Source organism: Pseudomonas sp. BF-B-15 (genome assembly GCF_019946675.1).
Classification (GTDB): domain Bacteria; phylum Pseudomonadota; class Gammaproteobacteria; order Pseudomonadales; family Pseudomonadaceae; genus Aquipseudomonas; species Aquipseudomonas migulae.
In genome coordinates this window covers 52,414-69,505 of record NZ_JAGYFZ010000026.1, presented here as the reverse complement: position 1 = coordinate 69,505, position 17,092 = coordinate 52,414, and the positions used below count along the sequence as shown (strand labels likewise).

Here is a 17,092-nt window from a genome sequence, read left to right as displayed (position 1 = left end):
CCGGGGGCGGCTAACCCGGCATCCATGCCGGGTTGCCCACTGCGCAGAACCTCCACTCGGCCTCTCGAGGGGGCGCTCAGATCAAAAGCTGAAGGCGAGCTAACGCTCGGCCTGATGAGTGGTGAAAGTCAAAAGCACACACGATTCCCTGTAGGAGCGAGGCTTGCCCGCGAAAAACGACCGGACGACGCGTTCATTCAGACAGCCCGCGTTATCGTTGACGTCCATCGCCAGCAAGCCGGCTCCTACAGGGGGATGCGTACGATCAACGAACCAGGTCGGCTGGCAGGCCGCCTCGCTTTTGCTTTGGCTTTTGATCTTGATCTGCCCCGTCGGAAGGCCGAGTGGAGGTTCTGCGCAGTGGGCAACCCGGCATGGATGCCGGGTTAGCCGCCCCCGGCCATGGATGGCCGATGGCGGCGGGCCCACGGAGCAGGACCGGAGCGAGGGCATGGCGAGCCTTAGCGAGCCACCGTACGTCAGGGGCGCGGGCGCTTGGTTACTTGGCGCTCTTCCAAGTGACCCGCCGTAAGGGCGGAACCAATAGCCGCCGTCACCCCAGTAATGGATATGTACACCATCAAAAAACTCGTCGCCTGATACGCAGCCATCGCTGGCAAGCCAGCTCCTACAGGGTCCAAGGTGACCCCCGTGAGAGCAACGCCAATCTCAGGCCAGGCTTTCGCCGTTCAATTCAAAACGCAAAACACGAACAACCAAACGCCCCCCAAAATCCCTGAAAATCACTGACCGGTGCCGAAGACAACCGCGCCCGCTCATGGCTATGGGCATGCACGGCGCAAGCCCCGACACACTGATGAACCTGCGCCGTCATCGGCGCCAACGGTTTCCAATGGCCCGGCACGTTCACCACCGGTGACCATTCCGGCACCACCGGTACAGGCGGCGGCCCGAGTTTCTCGAACTCGGCGGTGCCATAGACAATCTTGCCGTCGACAATCGTCAGCACCGACTCGATCCATTTGACCGCTTCATCCTCGATGTGGAAATAGTCCGCCGACAGCGCAATCAGGTCCGCCAGTTGCCCGACCTTGATCTGGCCTTTCTTGCCCTGCTCGGAAGAGAACCAGGCGCTGCCGTGGGTGAACAATTCCAGCGCCGTGTCGCGGCTCAAGCCTTGCGGATACAACTCCAGACCACCGACGGTTCGGCCGCTGACCAACCAATACATCGAAGTCCAGGGGTTGTAGCTCGACACCCGCGTGGCGTCGGTGCCGGCACCGACCGGTACGCCTTCGGCGAGCATACGCGCGATAGGTGGTGTGTGTTCGGCAGCCTTGGCGCCGTAGCGGTCGACGAAGTACTCGCCTTGAAAGGCCATGCGGTCCTGAATCGCAATGCCACCGCCCAAGGCTTTGACGCGTTCGATGTTCTGCGGGGTGATGGTTTCGGCGTGGTCGAAAAACCATGGCAAACCGTCGAACGGGATGTCGCGATTGACCTTCTCGAACACATCGAGCATGCGACTGATGGATTCGTTGTACGTGGCGTGCAGGCGGAATGGCCAACGCTGTTCCACCAGGTGCCGGACCACTGGCTCCAGTTCCTGCTCCATGGTTTGCGGCAGGTCCGGGCGTGGTTCCAGGAAGTCTTCGAAATCCGCCGCCGAAAACACCAGCATTTCCCCGGCACCGTTGTGCCGCAGGAAATCGTCGCCCTGACCGTAATGCGACGTGCCGGTCCAGTTTTTGAAGTCAGTCAGCTCTTCCTTGGGTTTCTGCGTGAACAGGTTATAGGCGATCCGCACCGTCAGCTGTTGGTCTTTGGCCAGTTGCTGGATCACCTGATAGTCGTCCGGATAATTCTGATAACCACCGCCGGCGTCGATGGCGCTGGTGACGCCGAGGCGATTGAGTTCGCGCATGAACTGCCGGGTCGAGTTGACCTGGTACTCCAGCGGCAGTTTCGGGCCCTTGGCCAGGGTCGAATACAGAATCATCGCGTTAGGGCGCGCGATCAACATGCCGGTCGGGTCGCCGTTGGCATCTCGCTGGATTTCACCGCCCGGCGGGTTCGGCGTGTCGCGGGTGTAGCCGACCACTTTCAACGCGGCGCGGTTGAGCAGGGCGCGGTCGTAGAGGTGCAGCACGAACACCGGCGTATCCGGCGCGGCTTTGTTCAGTTCATCAATCGTTGGCAGGCGCTTTTCGCAGAACTGGAATTCGTTCCAGCCGCCGACCACCCGTACCCATTGCGGCGTGGGTGTGCGGTCGGCCTGATCCTTGAGCATGCGCAAGGCATCGACCAAGGACGGCACGCCTTCCCAGCGCAACTCAAGGTTGTAATTCAAGCCGCCACGGATCAAGTGCAGGTGCGAGTCATTGAGGCCGGGAATCACCGTGCGACCGTGCAGATCAATAATTTGCGTGCCGGGACCTTGCAGGGCCATGGCCTGAGCGTCGCTGCCGACCACCACGAAGCGTCCGTCCTTGATCGCGACGGCACTGGCCTGGGGTTTCTTGCGATCGACGGTGTGCAGGCGTCCGTTGTACAGAATGAGGTCGGCCGGGGCATCTGGCATGGTTTTACTCCCTGCGATTAGCGGGCTGATCCAGGCGCCGACGGCACCTGCCGTAAGGCCTTGCAGTACACGTCGACGGTTGAAACCGTCGTGCTCGTCAGGTGGGCTCATGCAGTGTTCTCCGCTCGGTTCTTTCATAGAAGAAAAAGGGGACAGAACAGCCGATGTCTGACGCATGCGGCCAGAAGGAATATAGACCGCAAATTCACCGACAGCCGTTTTCCAAAGGTGAAAAACGACGAATCCCGCCACAAGGGGCGGGATTCGTGTGCAGCCAGAGAGGCTCCCGAGCGCGGGAGCCGCCGTCTTAGCTTGGGAACAGCTCGGACAGTTTCATGGCCAGCATCATGTCGCCTTCAGCGCGCAGTTTACCGCCCATGAACGCCTGCATGCCGTCGGTCGAACCGTCAACGATGCCTTCCAGGGTTTCGCCGTCCATCACCAGAGTGACCTGGGCGTCCGGGTTTTCGCCTTCTTGCAGTTCGCAGGTGCTGTTCTTGACGATCAGCGAGAAGTTCTTGGTGTTGTCGATGCGGAAACCGAAAACCAGGTCCAGGCCGGCAGCAGCGGCTGGGTTGAACTTGGCTTTCATTGCTTGTACGGCATCAGCTACGGAGGTCATGGTTCGATCCTTTCTTGGGTAATTAGAGCTGGGTGATTACAGCCAGGGTCACAATAGTCCGGACTCAGCGAAACGTGATGAGTTCCGGTGCTTTCAACAGTTGCAGGTGCGCATGACTGTTGAAAGAAGCCAGTGCCACCTCGCGACCACGGAATTTCAGTTGGTTGAGCGAGGTGTTGACGATTTGCCAGTTCAGTTCAAAGGCCTGCCTGGCGGGCATTTGCGTAATGAGGTGGAGCAGGGCAGTGATGGTGCCGCCGGAGGTGAACACGGCGATTTTCTGGGTGTTGTCGGCGCTTTCGAGGATGCGATGCAGGCCGGCCTGCACCCGCTCGACAAAGCCCAGCCAGCTTTCCAGGCCCGGCGTGTCATACGTACCGGCCAGCCAGCGCTCGATGATCAGCGCGAAAATACGCTGGAACTCGGCGCGGTTTTGCGCGGCATTGCGCAGGATGTCCAGCGCTTCGGGCTCATCGTCGAGCATGGCCGGCAACAGCGCGCGGATGACCGCGTCGGCGTCGAATTCGTTGAATGCGGAATCGATTTCCACGGTCGGCACCGGCAGGCCCACGGCCGCGAACTGTTCCAGCGCGCTGTTGGCCGTATGCTGCTGACGGCGCAGGTCGCCCGAGAGGCAGCGGTCGAAGCTGATACCCAGTTCGGCGAGATGCCGGCCGAGGACTTCTGCCTGGCGAATACCGGTCGGCGACAGGACGTCATAGTCGTCTGCACCAAAGGAGGCCTGGCCATGTCGAATCAAATAGATAGTGCCCACGTCCGCGTCATCCCGGTACGTTGAAGGTTCGGCGAGGTTATGAGGATGGCGGTGAGCTGTCAATGAAAAAACATACGCTTGTTTGAAATGCCCGTTACAGGCCTGTTGCCAGAGGTTTCACGGCTGGTCGCCAAGCCGGCGCATGGGTATGCTGATGGTATCCCGCGCGCGTTTATGCTGCGCATTGTATTGAAGGAGTGACTGTGGATTTTCTGTCCGAGTACGCCAGTTTCCTGGCTAAAACCGTGACACTGGTGATCGCCATTCTGGTGGTCCTGGCCAGTTTCGCGGCATTGCGCAGCAAAGGTCGACGCAAGTCGGCCGGCCAGTTGCAAGTCAGCAAACTCAATGATTTCTACAAAGGGCTGCGCGAACGCCTGGAGCAGACCTTGCTCGACAAGGACCAGCTCAAGGCCTTGCGCAAGGTCGAGGCCAAATCCGAGAAAAAGCAAAAGAAGAAACCCGAAGCAAAACCGCGGGTGTTCGTGCTGGATTTCGACGGTGACATCAAGGCATCGGCCACTGAAAGCCTGCGTCACGAGATCACCGCGCTGCTGACCCTGGCCACGCCAAAGGATGAAGTGGTGCTGCGTCTGGAAAGCGGTGGCGGCATGGTTCACAGCTACGGCCTGGCATCCTCGCAACTGGCGCGCATCCGCGATGCGGGCGTGCCTTTGACCGTGTGTATCGACAAGGTCGCGGCCAGTGGCGGTTACATGATGGCGTGCATCGGCGAGAAGATCATCAGCGCGCCTTTCGCGATTCTCGGCTCGATCGGCGTGGTGGCGCAGTTGCCCAACGTCAATCGCCTGCTGAAAAAGCACGACATCGACTTCGAAGTCCTGACCGCCGGCGAGTACAAACGCACCCTCACCGTGTTTGGCGAAAATACCGAGAAGGGCCGTGAGAAGTTCCAGGAAGACCTGGACATCACTCACCAGCTGTTCAAGAACTTCGTTTCCCGCTATCGCCCGCAACTGGCCATCGACGAAGTGGCGACCGGCGAAATCTGGCTCGGCATTGCGGCGCTGGACAAGCAACTGGTGGACGAGCTCAAGACCAGCGATGAATACCTCGCCGAGCGCGCGAAGAAATCGGAGCTTTATCACCTGCACTACGCCGAACGCAAAAGCCTGCAAGAGCGCATCGGCATGGCGGCCAGCGGTTCGGTCGACCGCGTATTGCTGAGCTGGTGGAGTCGGTTGACCCAGCAACGCTTCTGGTGATTTTTCAAAACACCGTCGCCTGAAAAATGAAACCGTGGATAGCCTCCACGGTTTTTTTTTGCCTCTCGCAAGGCCGCGCTTTCCGTGCGCATGCAGCGAAATTTCCTATCGTCACTGTCAATCGGTCCGGCTTTTTCGGCAGCCCGGGTTGGGTAGGGTGGTGTTCCTGAAATGATTGCAATGGAATGCACCATGAAAGAGCTCCCTCATAACAACGCTGCCGGCCCGCATCCAGCGCCCTCTGCACGAATGCGCGACGAACTGAAAGCCTCGCTGGATATCGCGCTGCCCCAGACCCCCGGCCAGTTTGGCGAACACCTGATCAAGGAAAAATGGGGCCAGGGAATTGATCCGCAGACAGCCTTGCTGGTTACGCTTGATTACAACTACAAGGGCCATCCAGCAGAAAACGGTATCGAGCAAGGGCAAGTGGCGAGTTCCCGCTCGCTGCTGCAAACGTTGTTATCCAACTATCAGACTGTGGGTGACGGGCGTTTCGCTGAAACAGCGTTCGGCCTGTACACACCGCCGGATATCGGGCCTGCCGTACGCATTGTGAAAAACGTCGATGAGTTCGCCGACCACGGCAGCGGTAATCACCAGACGTATGAAGGCATCTATCGCCAAACCACACCGCAAGTTTACGGGCCTTCAACACAGATCAACCTGCGGCCTGCCGATTACAAGAAATGGGTCTGGGAACTGGAACTGAAGGACTTGTACGAAGCGTATCTCGGTCAAGCCTGGCCAGCCGATGACGTACTTGTTGCAGCCGAACCTTACGCGCTGAGGACGTCGGTCAAAGCGGCGTTCGTCATGGCCGCCTGGTTGCAATTTCACGAACAACGCCTGTCGCCAAAAGGCCTGGAACTGGCGATGCGAGCGGCGGGTTTACCGCCCGATCAGCCATGGGAAACACTGACCACCGGGCAACTGCAAGCACCGACTCACGCGCCTTCCTCGGTCAGGATCGGCCGGTTAAAGCTCTACCGTTATACCGCGACCGATATCTGGGCCTTTCGTGACACAGCAAGCGCCAGAGTGCTGTTGTACATTCCCGGCAACTCTTCTCCGCTGCACGAATTCGTCGATGCCAATCAACTGCACCAATGGATTGCCACTCAAGGCCGGGTGAGTGAGACCAGGCAGGCATTGGCCGTCCACTTTGCTGAAGATGACCGCGAAGACGGTACGTTTCATGCCGGTGTTCTGACGGCGCTGGATGGCATGGCGTTGTATCCGGCAAAACACTGGCTGACGAACAATGCCGGTTTTTTCAACAACGACGGCTACTGGGACCCGGACGAGTACATTGGCTACGACGATCCGGCATCTGACACCGATCCGTTTGCCCAGTGCGTGCTGACGATGAAGCAGGCCGCCCGGGCCAGCATCAAAAGCATCCGTGACGATGCCCAGGTCAATCGTGAAAATCTAAGCGCGGTCGTTGAGCCGCTTGTGCAGTGGGTCAACCGCTTTGGGCCCTTGGCGTTGTTCGTTCCGGGAGGCGAGGGGATATTGGCGTTGGCCGGGCTTATCGATGCGGGCTACGGCATTGATCAGGTGGTCAACGCTAAGACATCCAGCGAACGGTCAGAGGGCGTGACGCGCACCGTTTTTGGCTTGCTCAATGCCTTGCCGATCGTCGCGGAGGTGGCGCAAAAAGGTGACGCAGTCATCGTCGATTCAGTAGAGGAAGGCGCAAGGCCCGTGCCGGAAGTGGCTGTTGCTCCAACGCCAGGCCCTTCGAACGTGGTGCCGGCGACCCGCGTCGAACTCATTCGCGCAATTGGCCCCTCTGTGGCGTCGTTCAGCGATGAAGTGCTGGCGCAAATCGGCAAGGTCAGCACGATTGACGACGACATGCTGCGGTTGATCCAGACTGGCCGCTCGCCGACGCCCTTGTTGGCTGACACCATCAATCGCTTCAGGATCGATCAGGAGCTCGGGCCGGCCGGGGACCCGGTGCTATTCGGCCAACGTTACGCTGAACTGCGACGTTCAGAGCTTGAATGGGTCCGGTTGTTCCAGGATCAATACCCGGGCTTGCCAACAAGCGCTATCGAGCAAATGCTCGACCGCTATGGCGTGGATATCCAAAGAGCGCCCGAGATGGCCGAGGCCAGGCAGGTTTTCGCACGTCTGGACAGCAAGGCACGGCAGTACCAACAGCATGTGCGGCTCAATCGTGCCTATGAAGGTTTTTATCTGCGCTCGGTGGTGAACGTCGAGACGGACAGGCTGGCATTGCATTCCCTGAAAAACCTGCCCGGCTGGCCCCAGGACTTGCGGATCGAGGTTCTCGACGGTTCGTCCACTGGCCGGGTTCTTGACCGTTGCGGTCCCCTCGATACCCCGCATTCCCGAAACGTCATCAAGGTGGGAGACCGTTATCTGCGGCAAGGCAGGCAAACGGATTTCTACGACGCGATCCTCGGCGTGCTGTCGGAGGAGGAGCGCTCACTGTTGCATCTCACGTCGCTGGATCCAGCCAGCGAGTTGCGGCTCAGCCTCAGCGATCATGCATTGTCCCGAACCGAAACCCTGCTTGGCTTGCAAAGGCTCGACTCCGGGTTGACCTTCGAGCGGCAGGGGCTGCGCGGTGGAGGCTACCCGACGACGCCTCAGGGTGACGCCATGAAACTGCAGGCCACCCGGTTACAGATCAAGGACATTTACCCGGACTTCACCGACGCGGACGCGGATCAGGTCATACAGCGTGCGGGTGTATCCGTGCAGGCGCACATCGACGGGCTGAATCTGCAGTTGCACCAACTCAACACCGAGTTGATGGACTGGGTCGATCAAGCCGCGCAAGACATTGAACACATCGAACTTCCCTTGCTGGCCATGGGCGACGAAGCCGCTGCGGGTATGAGCCATGCGCAAATCGCCGTGCACAATGCGCATGTCCTGCAAACGGGCTTGAATGAGGAGCGAGCGATCAGGACTGAGCTTGCCGTAGAGCTTGTCGCTATCTGGCAAAAACGCGGGCCACCGCTAAATCGCCTGTACTCAGGCGAGCAGCTGCACGGCGTCAGGCTCGATCTTGCCTTCGAGAACTATCACCGACTGCCCACCCTGAGTGTCCGGTTGGACGATGTGCTCGAATTGTCGATGCAAGGCTTCCATCTGACCGAGGAGGGCAGTTTGAACGGCTTTCTCGAAAGCTTCCCGAATCTTGAGACGTTAAATCTGGAAAACGTCGACTTGCGTCATTTCTCCGAGGACGGCCACGAGGGGTGCGCCTTGCCTCCTTCCCTTTGCGGGTTGAGACACCTGTCCTCACTCAATCTGCGCGCCACCCAACTGGTATTCAGTGAGCGCGCCGCTTCACAACTGACCGATCTGACCAGTCTGCAAAGCCTCGACCTGAGTGACAACCCGTTGGGCGTACCGCCGATGGTGCTCGGCTTGAATAACCTGCGTCAGCTCAACCTGAGGAATACCGGAATAAGTCGATGCCCGGTCGGGATCACGCATGAGCCGTACCTGACCTCCCTGGATTTGCGCGATAACCAGATCACGCGGGTCCCCCAGGCGGTGCTGAACCAGGCCATCGCCAGGGATCGAGTGCTGCTGTGGAACAACCCGTTGACCGACGAAGACACGTTGCGGCGTCTGATTACGCATCGAGAACAAACGGGGATCAACTTGTGGTTGAGTGCGGCGGGGCCTGACTATGGGAATCCGGCGGCCTGGTTGAACGGGACTGAAGCAGGGCTGCGCGATGCCAGGCTGCAAATCTGGCAGCGACTGGCGCTCAAGCCAGGTGGTGGGAGGTTTTTAGGGACCATGAATACATTGACGCTCACCCCGGATTTCCAGGTCAACTATCCAGACCTTCAGGCACGGGTATGGCGACTGTTGACGGAAGCAGACGCTTCGGACCAGTTGTGGGGGCGATTGAGCAGGAATACACCTATGCCGGAGGGCGCTTTCGACAACCCTCTTGCGGTTTTCGCGGTGCTGGAAAACCGTGCGCAGCTATACCGGGACTGGGTGGCCTTGGGGCAACCGATACCGATCCTGCGATAGGAGCGCCAACAAAGCCTTGACCCCGTCCGGGGCCAAGGCTTTATACGTCAGCGGCGACGGAACAGCGGCAGCGGTTCGTCGGTGGCGGCCTGATAGGTCACCGAGAAGTCCTTGAGACCTTCCAGAGCTTCGTACGGGTCTTTATCGGCGCGCACTGCAAAGGCGTCGAAACCGCAGCGATGCATGTAGAACAACTGGTCGCGCAGCACATCGCCGATCGCCCGCAGTTCGCCTTTGAAACCGTAACGGTCACGCAGGAGGCGGGCGTTGGAGTAGTTGCGGCCATCGGTGAAGGCCGGGAAGTTCAAGGCGATGACCTGGAAACTCGCCACGTCCTCACCAATTTCTTCGGCTTCTTCATCGGCATCCAGCCACACGCCCAGGCCGCCATCGCGGGCCAGGAGCATGCGGCTGTGTTCGCGCCACAGCTGCAACGGGACGATGTAGTCGTCGCAGTTGGTGATCTCGTCGATGTTGAAATCCTTGGGCAGCAAGTGCCAGGTTTCGTCGACGACTTCGTTGTTCTTAATTATTCGCTGCATAGACGCGTTCCTTGAAGAGGTCGATGCCAATACGCTGATAGGTGTCGATGAAACGCTCGTCTTCGGTACGTTGTTCGATGTACACGTCGATCAGCTTCTCGATCACGTCTGGCATGGCGTCCTGGGCAAAGGACGGGCCGAGGATCTTGCCCAGGCTCGCATCACGGCTGGCGCTGCCGCCGAGGGATACCTGGTAGAACTCTTCGCCTTTCTTGTCCACCCCGAGAATACCGATGTGGCCGACGTGGTGGTGACCACAGGCGTTCATGCAACCGGAGATGTTCAGGTCCAGTTCACCGATGTCGAACAGGTAATCCAGGTCGTCGAAACGGCGCTGGATCGATTCGGCGATCGGGATCGACTTGGCGTTGGCCAACGAGCAGAAATCGCCGCCAGGGCAGCAGATGATGTCGGTCAGCAAACCGATGTTCGGCGTGGCGAAACCTTGCTCGCGCAATTCGCCCCACATGGCGAACAGTTGGGACTGTTCGACGTCGGCCAGAATGATGTTCTGCTCGTGGGACGTGCGCAGTTGACCGAAGCTGTAGCGATCGGCCAGGTCGGCCACGGCGTCGAGCTGCTTGTCGGTGATGTCGCCCGGCGCAACGCCGGTCGGCTTCAGGGACAGGGTCACGGCAACATAACCCGGCTTTTTGTGCGCCAGGGTGTTGCGGGTACGCCAGCGGGCGAAGCCCGGGTGCTGCTTGTCGAGCTCGGCCAGCTCGGCGGTCTGGTTGTCCAGCGCCTTGTAGTCCGGGTCGACGAAGTGTTTGGCGACGCGATGCACTTCGGCTTCGGTCAGCGTGGTCTGGCCACCGCGAAGGTGTTCCATTTCCGCGTCGACTTTCTGCGCGAAGACTTCAGGTGTCAGGGCCTTGACCAGGATCTTGATCCGCGCCTTGTACTTGTTGTCCCGACGGCCATAGCGGTTGTACACGCGCAGGATGGCGTCGAGGTAGCTCAACAGGTCTTGCCACGGCAGGAATTCATTGATGAACGCCCCGACCACCGGCGTACGACCGAGGCCGCCACCGACCAGCACACGGAAACCCAGTTCGCCAGCGGCGTTGTGCACCGGCTCAAGGCCGATGTCGTGGACTTCGATGGCCGCACGGTCGGAAGTCGAACCGTTGATGGCGATCTTGAACTTGCGCGGCAGGTAAGCGAATTCCGGGTGGAACGTGGTCCACTGGCGGACGATCTCGCACCATGGGCGCGGATCGATCAGCTCGTCGGCAGCGACACCGGCGAACTGGTCGGTGGTGACGTTGCGCAGGCAGTTGCCGCTGGTCTGGATCGCGTGCATCTGCACGGTCGCCAGTTCGGCAAGGATGTCCGGGATGTCTTCCAGCGCCGGCCAGTTGAACTGCACGTTCTGGCGGGTGCTGATGTGGGCGTAGCCCTTGTCATAGTCGCGGGCAATCTTCGCCATCATTCGCGTCTGGCGCGAAGTCAGCTGGCCGTAAGGCACCGCCACTCGCAACATCGGCGCGAAGCGTTGGATGTAAAGCCCGTTTTGCAGACGCAGAGGGCGGAATTCTTCTTCGCTCAGCTCGCCTGCCAGATAGCGTCGGGTCTGATCACGGAACTGCTTGACGCGGTCCTCGATGATCCGCTGATCGTACTCGTCGTATACGTACATATAAGTCCTGTTCTCAGGCTTGGGCCGGTCGGATCCAGTTGCGTTTTTCGCCTGGAAAGTCTCCGATACTGCCTCGGCAATTCTGCGCGCACGGCCGCGCACTCCCAACGGAGCCGGGGCAAGATACCAGTTTGGAGTTATGCGCAAAAGTGATGTTTGAGTATATGTAAAGAACCAAATCGACTAACGAGAATCGTTATTACTAAACCCGTATTTGTGGTGTGGGCAATCATCGTCTTAACTGTGGTCGAGTCTTTATGCAATCACCGATAAAACCGACAAGAGGCGATGCAATGAGCAACCCTACCAAAGCTTCAAAGCCTGACAGTACGGTCGATGCCTGGGCCATTCTGTTTCTGATCATTCTGGTCGTGGGGACAGCGGTATTCTGGGTCAGCCATCAATAACCGACCCCGTCCGGGCCCGGTCCCGACAATTGTCGGACAAAAACTGTAATAAACGCCGTTTTACGGGTGTTCGCTGGCTATAATGCGCGGCGAATTTCCGGGGGCTCGGACGATCCATGTTGAAGTTTTTCTACACCTTCCTGTTGCTGCTCGGCACGGTTTACGGCCCTGCTGCGCGAGCGGAATCGGTGTTGTTCCTGAATCCCGGGGAAACTGACGAAGCCTTCTGGGTCAGCTATTCGCAATTCATGCAGGCGGCCGCCACGGACCTGGGTATCGACCTTCGGATTCTCTATTCCCGGCGCATGCCGGAACTCACGCTGGCGCAAGCGCGCCGTGCACTGCAAGGTCCCGATCGTCCGGACTATCTGATCTTCGCCAACGAACAGTACATTGCCCCGCAAGTGTTGCGCCTGGCGCAAGGCAGCGGCGTGAAACTGTTTATGGTCAACGCGTCGCTGACGGCCAACCAAATGAGCCTGCTGGGTGAACGCCCTGATCGACTGGGCAGCCTGGTGCCCAACGACGAGGAGGGCGGTTACCTGATGGCCAAGGAGCTGATTCGCCAGCATCCGCCCGTGGCGCCTGGTCAGGTGATCGAGTTGCTGGCGTTCTCCGGCCTGAAGATCACGCCGTCGGCGCAACTGCGTGAGCAAGGCATGATGCGAGCGCTGGCCGAGCACCCGCAAGTGCGTTTGCGGCAACTGGTTTACAGCGGTTGGACCCGCGAACGTGCGTATGAACAGGCAAAGTTGCTGTTCCGGCGCTACCCGAAAGTCTCGCTGGTGTGGTCAGCCAATGACGAAATGGCGTTTGGCGCCATGCAGGCCTATTCGGAGACGGGCGGTGTGCCCGGAAAGGACGCATTGTTCAGCGCGGTCAATACCTCGACGGCCGCGTTGCAGGCAAAGGTCGATGGAAAGTTGAGCGTATTGTTGGGCGGGCATTTCACTTTGGGCGGTTGGGCACTGGTGCAGGTGCACGACCTTGATCGGGGCGTGGACATCAGCCAGTACGGCGGCCGTGACCGCCAGATCCCGCTGCTGCAACTGGTCGACAGGGCAACCGCCAGGCGAATGCTGGCCATGGGTGAGTCGCCGGACTACGGCGTGAACTTCCGCCGAATGTCGGCCAAGGGTCGGCCTGTGTCTTATCGCTATCCGTTCAGCCTGCAAACCCTGATGCGCTAAACCCCGGCCAGCGTGATCACCAGTTGCACGATGCCGTAGAGCGTCAACGCAAACACCGCCGTGAACAGAATCCCCAGAATCACGAAATGACTCGGCTTGCCGTGGGTGAAATCCCGCGCACGGTTCTTTCCGCTTTGCACCCCGAACGCCGCCGCCATGACGCTGTGCAGCATCTGCCAGAAAGTAGGCGGCTTGTTGTCGACTGGATCGTCCATAAACCCCTCGTCACTTGTGTGTGAATCGTAAGCATAGACATTCCAACCGGATCCTGTAGGAGCGAGGCTTGCCCGCGAAGAAGCCACCGCAGTCCTACAGGAAAACCGCGTCATCGTTCTTCGCGGGCAAGCCTCGCTCCTACAGAGGCGATGCTCAGCGCGAAGAGTGGTTAGTTGTCGTAACCCAGGTTCGGCGCCAGCCAGCGTTCGGTCACGCTCAACTCCTGACCTTTACGCGACGTGTAGCTCTGCACCTGATCCTTGTCGATCTTGCCCACTGCGAAGTACTGCGCCTGCGGGTGAGCGAAGTACCAGCCGCTGACCGCTGCCGCCGGGAACATCGCGTAGTGTTCGGTGAGGAACACGCCGCTGCGGCCGGCACGCATTTCGGCGGCCTCGGGGTCGAGCAGGGCAAACAGCGCGGCCTTCTCGGTGTGATCGGGGCACGCCGGGTAGCCCGGAGCAGGGCGGATGCCGGTGTATTGCTCTTTGATCAGCGCCTCGTTGTCCAGCGTCTCGTCCTTGGCATAACCCCAGTAATCCTTACGAACCTGCTGGTGCAGCCATTCGGCGCAGGCCTCGGCCAGACGGTCGGCCAGGGCCTTGACCATGATCGAGTTGTAATCGTCGCCGGCGTCCTGATACGCCTTGGCCACTTCCTCGGCACCGATGCCGGCGGTGGTGATGAAGCCACCCACGTAGTCAGTGATTTCGCTGTCCTTCGGTGCAACGAAGTCGGCCAGGGAGAAGTTCGGCTTGCCGTCGGTCTTGATGATCTGCTGACGCAGGTGATGCAGCTTGGCCAATGGCTTGCCGTCATCGCCGTAGACTTCGATGTCGTCGTCACGCACCTGGTTGGCTGGCCAGAAGCCGAACACTGCGCGGGCGCTGATCAGTTTCTCGTCGATCAGTTTGGCGAGCATTTCCTGGGCATCGGCGTACAGCGCGGTGGCGGCTTCACCGACCACTTCATCCGTGAGGATGCGCGGGAACTTGCCGGCCAGGTCCCAGGAGATGAAGAACGGCGTCCAGTCGATGTATTCGGCCAGGACTTTCAGGTCGATGTTGTCCAGCACTTTGGAGCCGGTGAACGTCGGTTTGACCGGCGCGTAGGTGCTCCAGTCGAACTGCGGCTTCTTGGCGATGGCCGCCGGGTAGCTCAGGCGTTCGGTGCGGGCGCTGCGGTTGGCAGTGCGTTCGCGAACGTCGATGTATTCCAGACGGGTCTTCTCGACGAAGCCGGCTTTCAATTCCTTGGACAGCAACTGCGTCGCCACACCTACGGCGCGGGAGGCGTCGGTCACGTAGATCACCGCGTCGTTGCTGTACTTCGGCTCGATCTTCACCGCCGTGTGTGCCTTGGAGGTGGTCGCGCCGCCGATCATCAACGGCAGGTGGAAGTCCTGGCGCTGCATTTCGCGGGCGACGTGGACCATTTCATCCAGCGAAGGCGTGATCAGGCCGGACAGGCCGATGATGTCGCACTTCTGCTCCTTGGCCACTTGCAGGATCTTCTCGGCCGGCACCATCACGCCGAGGTCGACGATGTCGTAGCCGTTGCAGCCGAGTACCACGCCGACGATGTTCTTGCCGATGTCGTGCACGTCGCCTTTCACCGTTGCCATCAGGATCTTGCCCTTGGCTTCCGGCTTGTCACCTTTTTCCAGTTCGATGAACGGGATCAAGTGGGCTACGGCCTGCTTCATTACGCGAGCGGATTTCACCACCTGCGGCAGGAACATTTTGCCGGCACCGAACAGGTCGCCGACGATGTTCATGCCGGACATCAGCGGGCCTTCGATCACCTCGATCGGGCGGGCGAACGACTGGCGCGATTCTTCGGTGTCTTCGACGATGTGCGTGGTGATGCCCTTGACCAGTGCGTGCTCAAGACGTTTGTTGACCTCCCAGCCGCGCCATTCTTCGGTCTCGGCTTCCTTGACGCTGCCGTCGCCCTTGTACTTGTCGGCGATGGCGAGGAGGGCGTCGGTGCCTTCCGGGGTGCGGTTGAGGATCACGTCTTCGACGGCGTCGCGCAATTCCACCGGGATCTGGTCGTAGATCTCCAGTTGGCCGGCGTTGACGATACCCATGGTCAGGCCGTTGCGGATCGCGTACAGCAGGAACACCGAGTGAATCGCCTCACGCACCGGGTTGTTGCCACGGAACGAGAACGACACGTTCGACACGCCGCCCGAGGTCAGGGCGTACGGCAGTTCGTCGCGGATGTAGGCACAGGCGTTGATGAAGTCCACAGCGTAGTTGTTGTGTTCTTCAATACCGGTGGCCACGGCAAAGATGTTCGGGTCGAAGATGATGTCTTCCGGCGGGAAGCCGACTTCGTTGACCAGAATGTCGTAGGAGCGTTTGCAGATCTCTTTCTTGCGCGCTTCGGTGTCGGCCTGGCCGGCTTCGTCGAAGGCCATCACGACGACTGCAGCGCCGTAGCGCTTGCACAGCTTGGCGTGATGGATGAATTGCTCGACGCCTTCTTTCATGCTGATCGAGTTGACGATGCCCTTGCCCTGGATGCATTTCAGGCCGGCTTCGATCACTTCCCACTTCGAGGAGTCGATCATGATCGGTACGCGGGAGATGTCCGGTTCGCCGGCAATCAGATTGAGGAAGGTCACCATGGCCTTCTTCGAATCGAGCATCCCTTCGTCCATGTTGATGTCGATCACCTGGGCGCCGGCTTCGACCTGCTGCAGGGCGACTTCCAGGGCTTCGGTGTAGTTGTCTTCACGGATCAGGCGGGCGAATTTGGCCGAGCCGGTGATGTTGGTGCGCTCGCCGACGTTGACGAACAACGAGCTGCGATCGATGGTGAACGGCTCCAGGCCGGAGAGGCGGCAAGCCTTGGGAATGTCCGGGATTTCACGCGGTGCATAACCGGCCACGGCTTTGGCGATGGCTTCGATATGGCCCGGCGTGGTGCCGCAGCAGCCGCCGACGATGTTGAGGAAGCCGCTTTGGGCGAATTCTTCGATGACCTTGGCGGTTTGCGACGGCAGTTCGTCGTACTCGCCGAATTCGTTCGGCAGGCCGGCGTTCGGGTGCGCCGAAACGTGGGTGCCGGCCTTGTTCGACAGCTCTTCCAGGTACGGGCGCAGTTCGCTGGCGCCGAGGGCGCAGTTCAGGCCGACCGAAATCGGTTTGGCGTGGGCCACGGAGTTCCAGAACGCTTCGGTGGTCTGGCCGGAAAGGGTACGGCCGGAGGCGTCGGTGATGGTGCCGGAAATCATGATCGGCAGCTCGATGCCCAACTCTTCGAACACCCCTTGCACGGCGAAGATCGCGGCTTTGGCGTTCAGGGTGTCGAAAATGGTTTCGATCAGGATCAGGTCGGCGCCGCCTTCGATCAGGCCTTTGGTGGCCTCGGTGTAGTTTTCCACCAGTTCATCGAAGGTCACGTTGCGATAGCCGGGGTTGTTCACGTCCGGGGACAGCGAGCAGGTGCGGCTGGTCGGGCCGAGCACGCCGGCGACGAAGCGCGGCTTGTCCGGGTTCTCGAGGGTTTTCGCATCGGCAATCTTGCGGGCCAGGCGAGCGCCTTCTACGTTCAGTTCGTAGGCCAGTTCTTCCATGCCGTAGTCGGCCATGGAAATCCGCGTGGCGTTGAAGGTGTTGGTTTCCAGAATGTCAGCGCCGGCATCCAGGTAGGCTTTTTCGATGCCACCGATCACGTCCGGGCGCGTCAGCACCAACAGGTCGTTGTTGCCTTTGACATCGCTTGGCCAGTCGGCAAAGCGTTTGCCACGGTAATCCTGTTCCTCGAGCTTGTAGCTCTGGATCATCGTGCCCATGCCGCCATCGAGAATCAGAATGCGCTCTTTGAGGGCGTGCTTGAGGGCTTGAAGGCGAACACTGCGATCGGACATTGGGACTACTCG

Annotated in this window: 10 protein-coding genes; 3 read left to right on the top strand and 7 right to left on the bottom strand. The window is 59.8% G+C overall.

Annotated elements, in window-relative coordinates; genetic code table 11:
* Positions 1 to 694: 694 nt before the first annotated feature.
* The 3 genes from KGA97_RS11250 to KGA97_RS11240 form a co-directional block, all read right to left on the bottom strand.
* A complete protein-coding gene (locus KGA97_RS11250) occupies positions 695 to 2,542 on the bottom strand; it encodes an amidohydrolase (RefSeq protein ID WP_223480787.1) in 1,848 nt (615 codons plus the stop codon).
* A 307-nt stretch (positions 2,543 to 2,849) separates the two neighbouring features.
* On the bottom strand, positions 2,850 to 3,164 hold the full coding sequence (locus KGA97_RS11245; RefSeq protein WP_208668475.1) for an SCP2 sterol-binding domain-containing protein: 315 nt from the start codon (positions 3,162 to 3,164) through the stop codon (positions 2,850 to 2,852).
* Positions 3,165 to 3,228: 64 nt separating this feature from the next.
* Positions 3,229 to 3,939, bottom strand: a complete 711-nt coding sequence (locus KGA97_RS11240; RefSeq protein WP_008035704.1) for a histidine phosphatase family protein — start codon at positions 3,937 to 3,939, stop codon at positions 3,229 to 3,231.
* 203 nt (positions 3,940 to 4,142) lie between these two features.
* On the opposite strand from KGA97_RS11240, the gene sohB reads away from it, so the two are divergent.
* Positions 4,143 to 5,165: a protease SohB gene (sohB, locus tag KGA97_RS11235; protein ID WP_008035703.1), complete on the top strand. Its 1,023-nt coding sequence runs from the start codon at positions 4,143 to 4,145 to the stop codon at positions 5,163 to 5,165.
* A gap of 192 nt (positions 5,166 to 5,357) precedes the next feature.
* A complete protein-coding gene (locus tag KGA97_RS11230; protein ID WP_223480785.1) occupies positions 5,358 to 9,203 on the top strand; it encodes a dermonecrotic toxin domain-containing protein in 3,846 nt (1,281 codons plus the stop codon).
* Between the two features lie 47 nt (positions 9,204 to 9,250).
* On the opposite strand, the gene KGA97_RS11225 is transcribed toward KGA97_RS11230, so the two are convergent.
* Together KGA97_RS11225 and KGA97_RS11220 are read right to left on the bottom strand one after the other, a co-directional pair.
* On the bottom strand, positions 9,251 to 9,745 hold the full coding sequence (locus KGA97_RS11225; RefSeq protein WP_008035700.1) for a DUF934 domain-containing protein: 495 nt from the start codon (positions 9,743 to 9,745) through the stop codon (positions 9,251 to 9,253).
* Positions 9,729 to 11,387 (bottom strand): nitrite/sulfite reductase, encoded by a 1,659-nt coding sequence (locus tag KGA97_RS11220; protein ID WP_008035698.1) that lies wholly within the window; start codon positions 11,385 to 11,387, stop codon positions 9,729 to 9,731. The genes KGA97_RS11225 and KGA97_RS11220 overlap by 17 nt, the downstream gene beginning before the upstream one ends.
* A 523-nt stretch (positions 11,388 to 11,910) precedes the next feature.
* Here KGA97_RS11220 and KGA97_RS11215 point away from each other — a divergent pair.
* Positions 11,911 to 12,984 carry an ABC transporter substrate-binding protein gene (locus KGA97_RS11215; protein ID WP_223450462.1) on the top strand — a complete coding sequence of 358 codons (1,074 nt, stop codon included), beginning with the start codon at positions 11,911 to 11,913 and terminating at the stop codon, positions 12,982 to 12,984.
* On the opposite strand, the gene KGA97_RS11210 is transcribed toward KGA97_RS11215, so the two are convergent.
* Both KGA97_RS11210 and metH read right to left on the bottom strand, forming a co-directional pair.
* Positions 12,981 to 13,199, bottom strand: coding sequence for a DUF2970 domain-containing protein (locus KGA97_RS11210; RefSeq protein WP_192227412.1), 219 nt, complete (start codon positions 13,197 to 13,199; stop codon positions 12,981 to 12,983). The two genes, KGA97_RS11215 and KGA97_RS11210, sit on opposite strands and share 4 nt — an antisense overlap.
* A gap of 170 nt (positions 13,200 to 13,369) precedes the next feature.
* Complete coding sequence (gene metH, locus KGA97_RS11205; protein WP_008040076.1) at positions 13,370 to 17,080, bottom strand: methionine synthase; 3,711 nt, start codon at positions 17,078 to 17,080, stop codon at positions 13,370 to 13,372.
* Between the last annotated feature and the right edge of the window lie 12 nt (positions 17,081 to 17,092).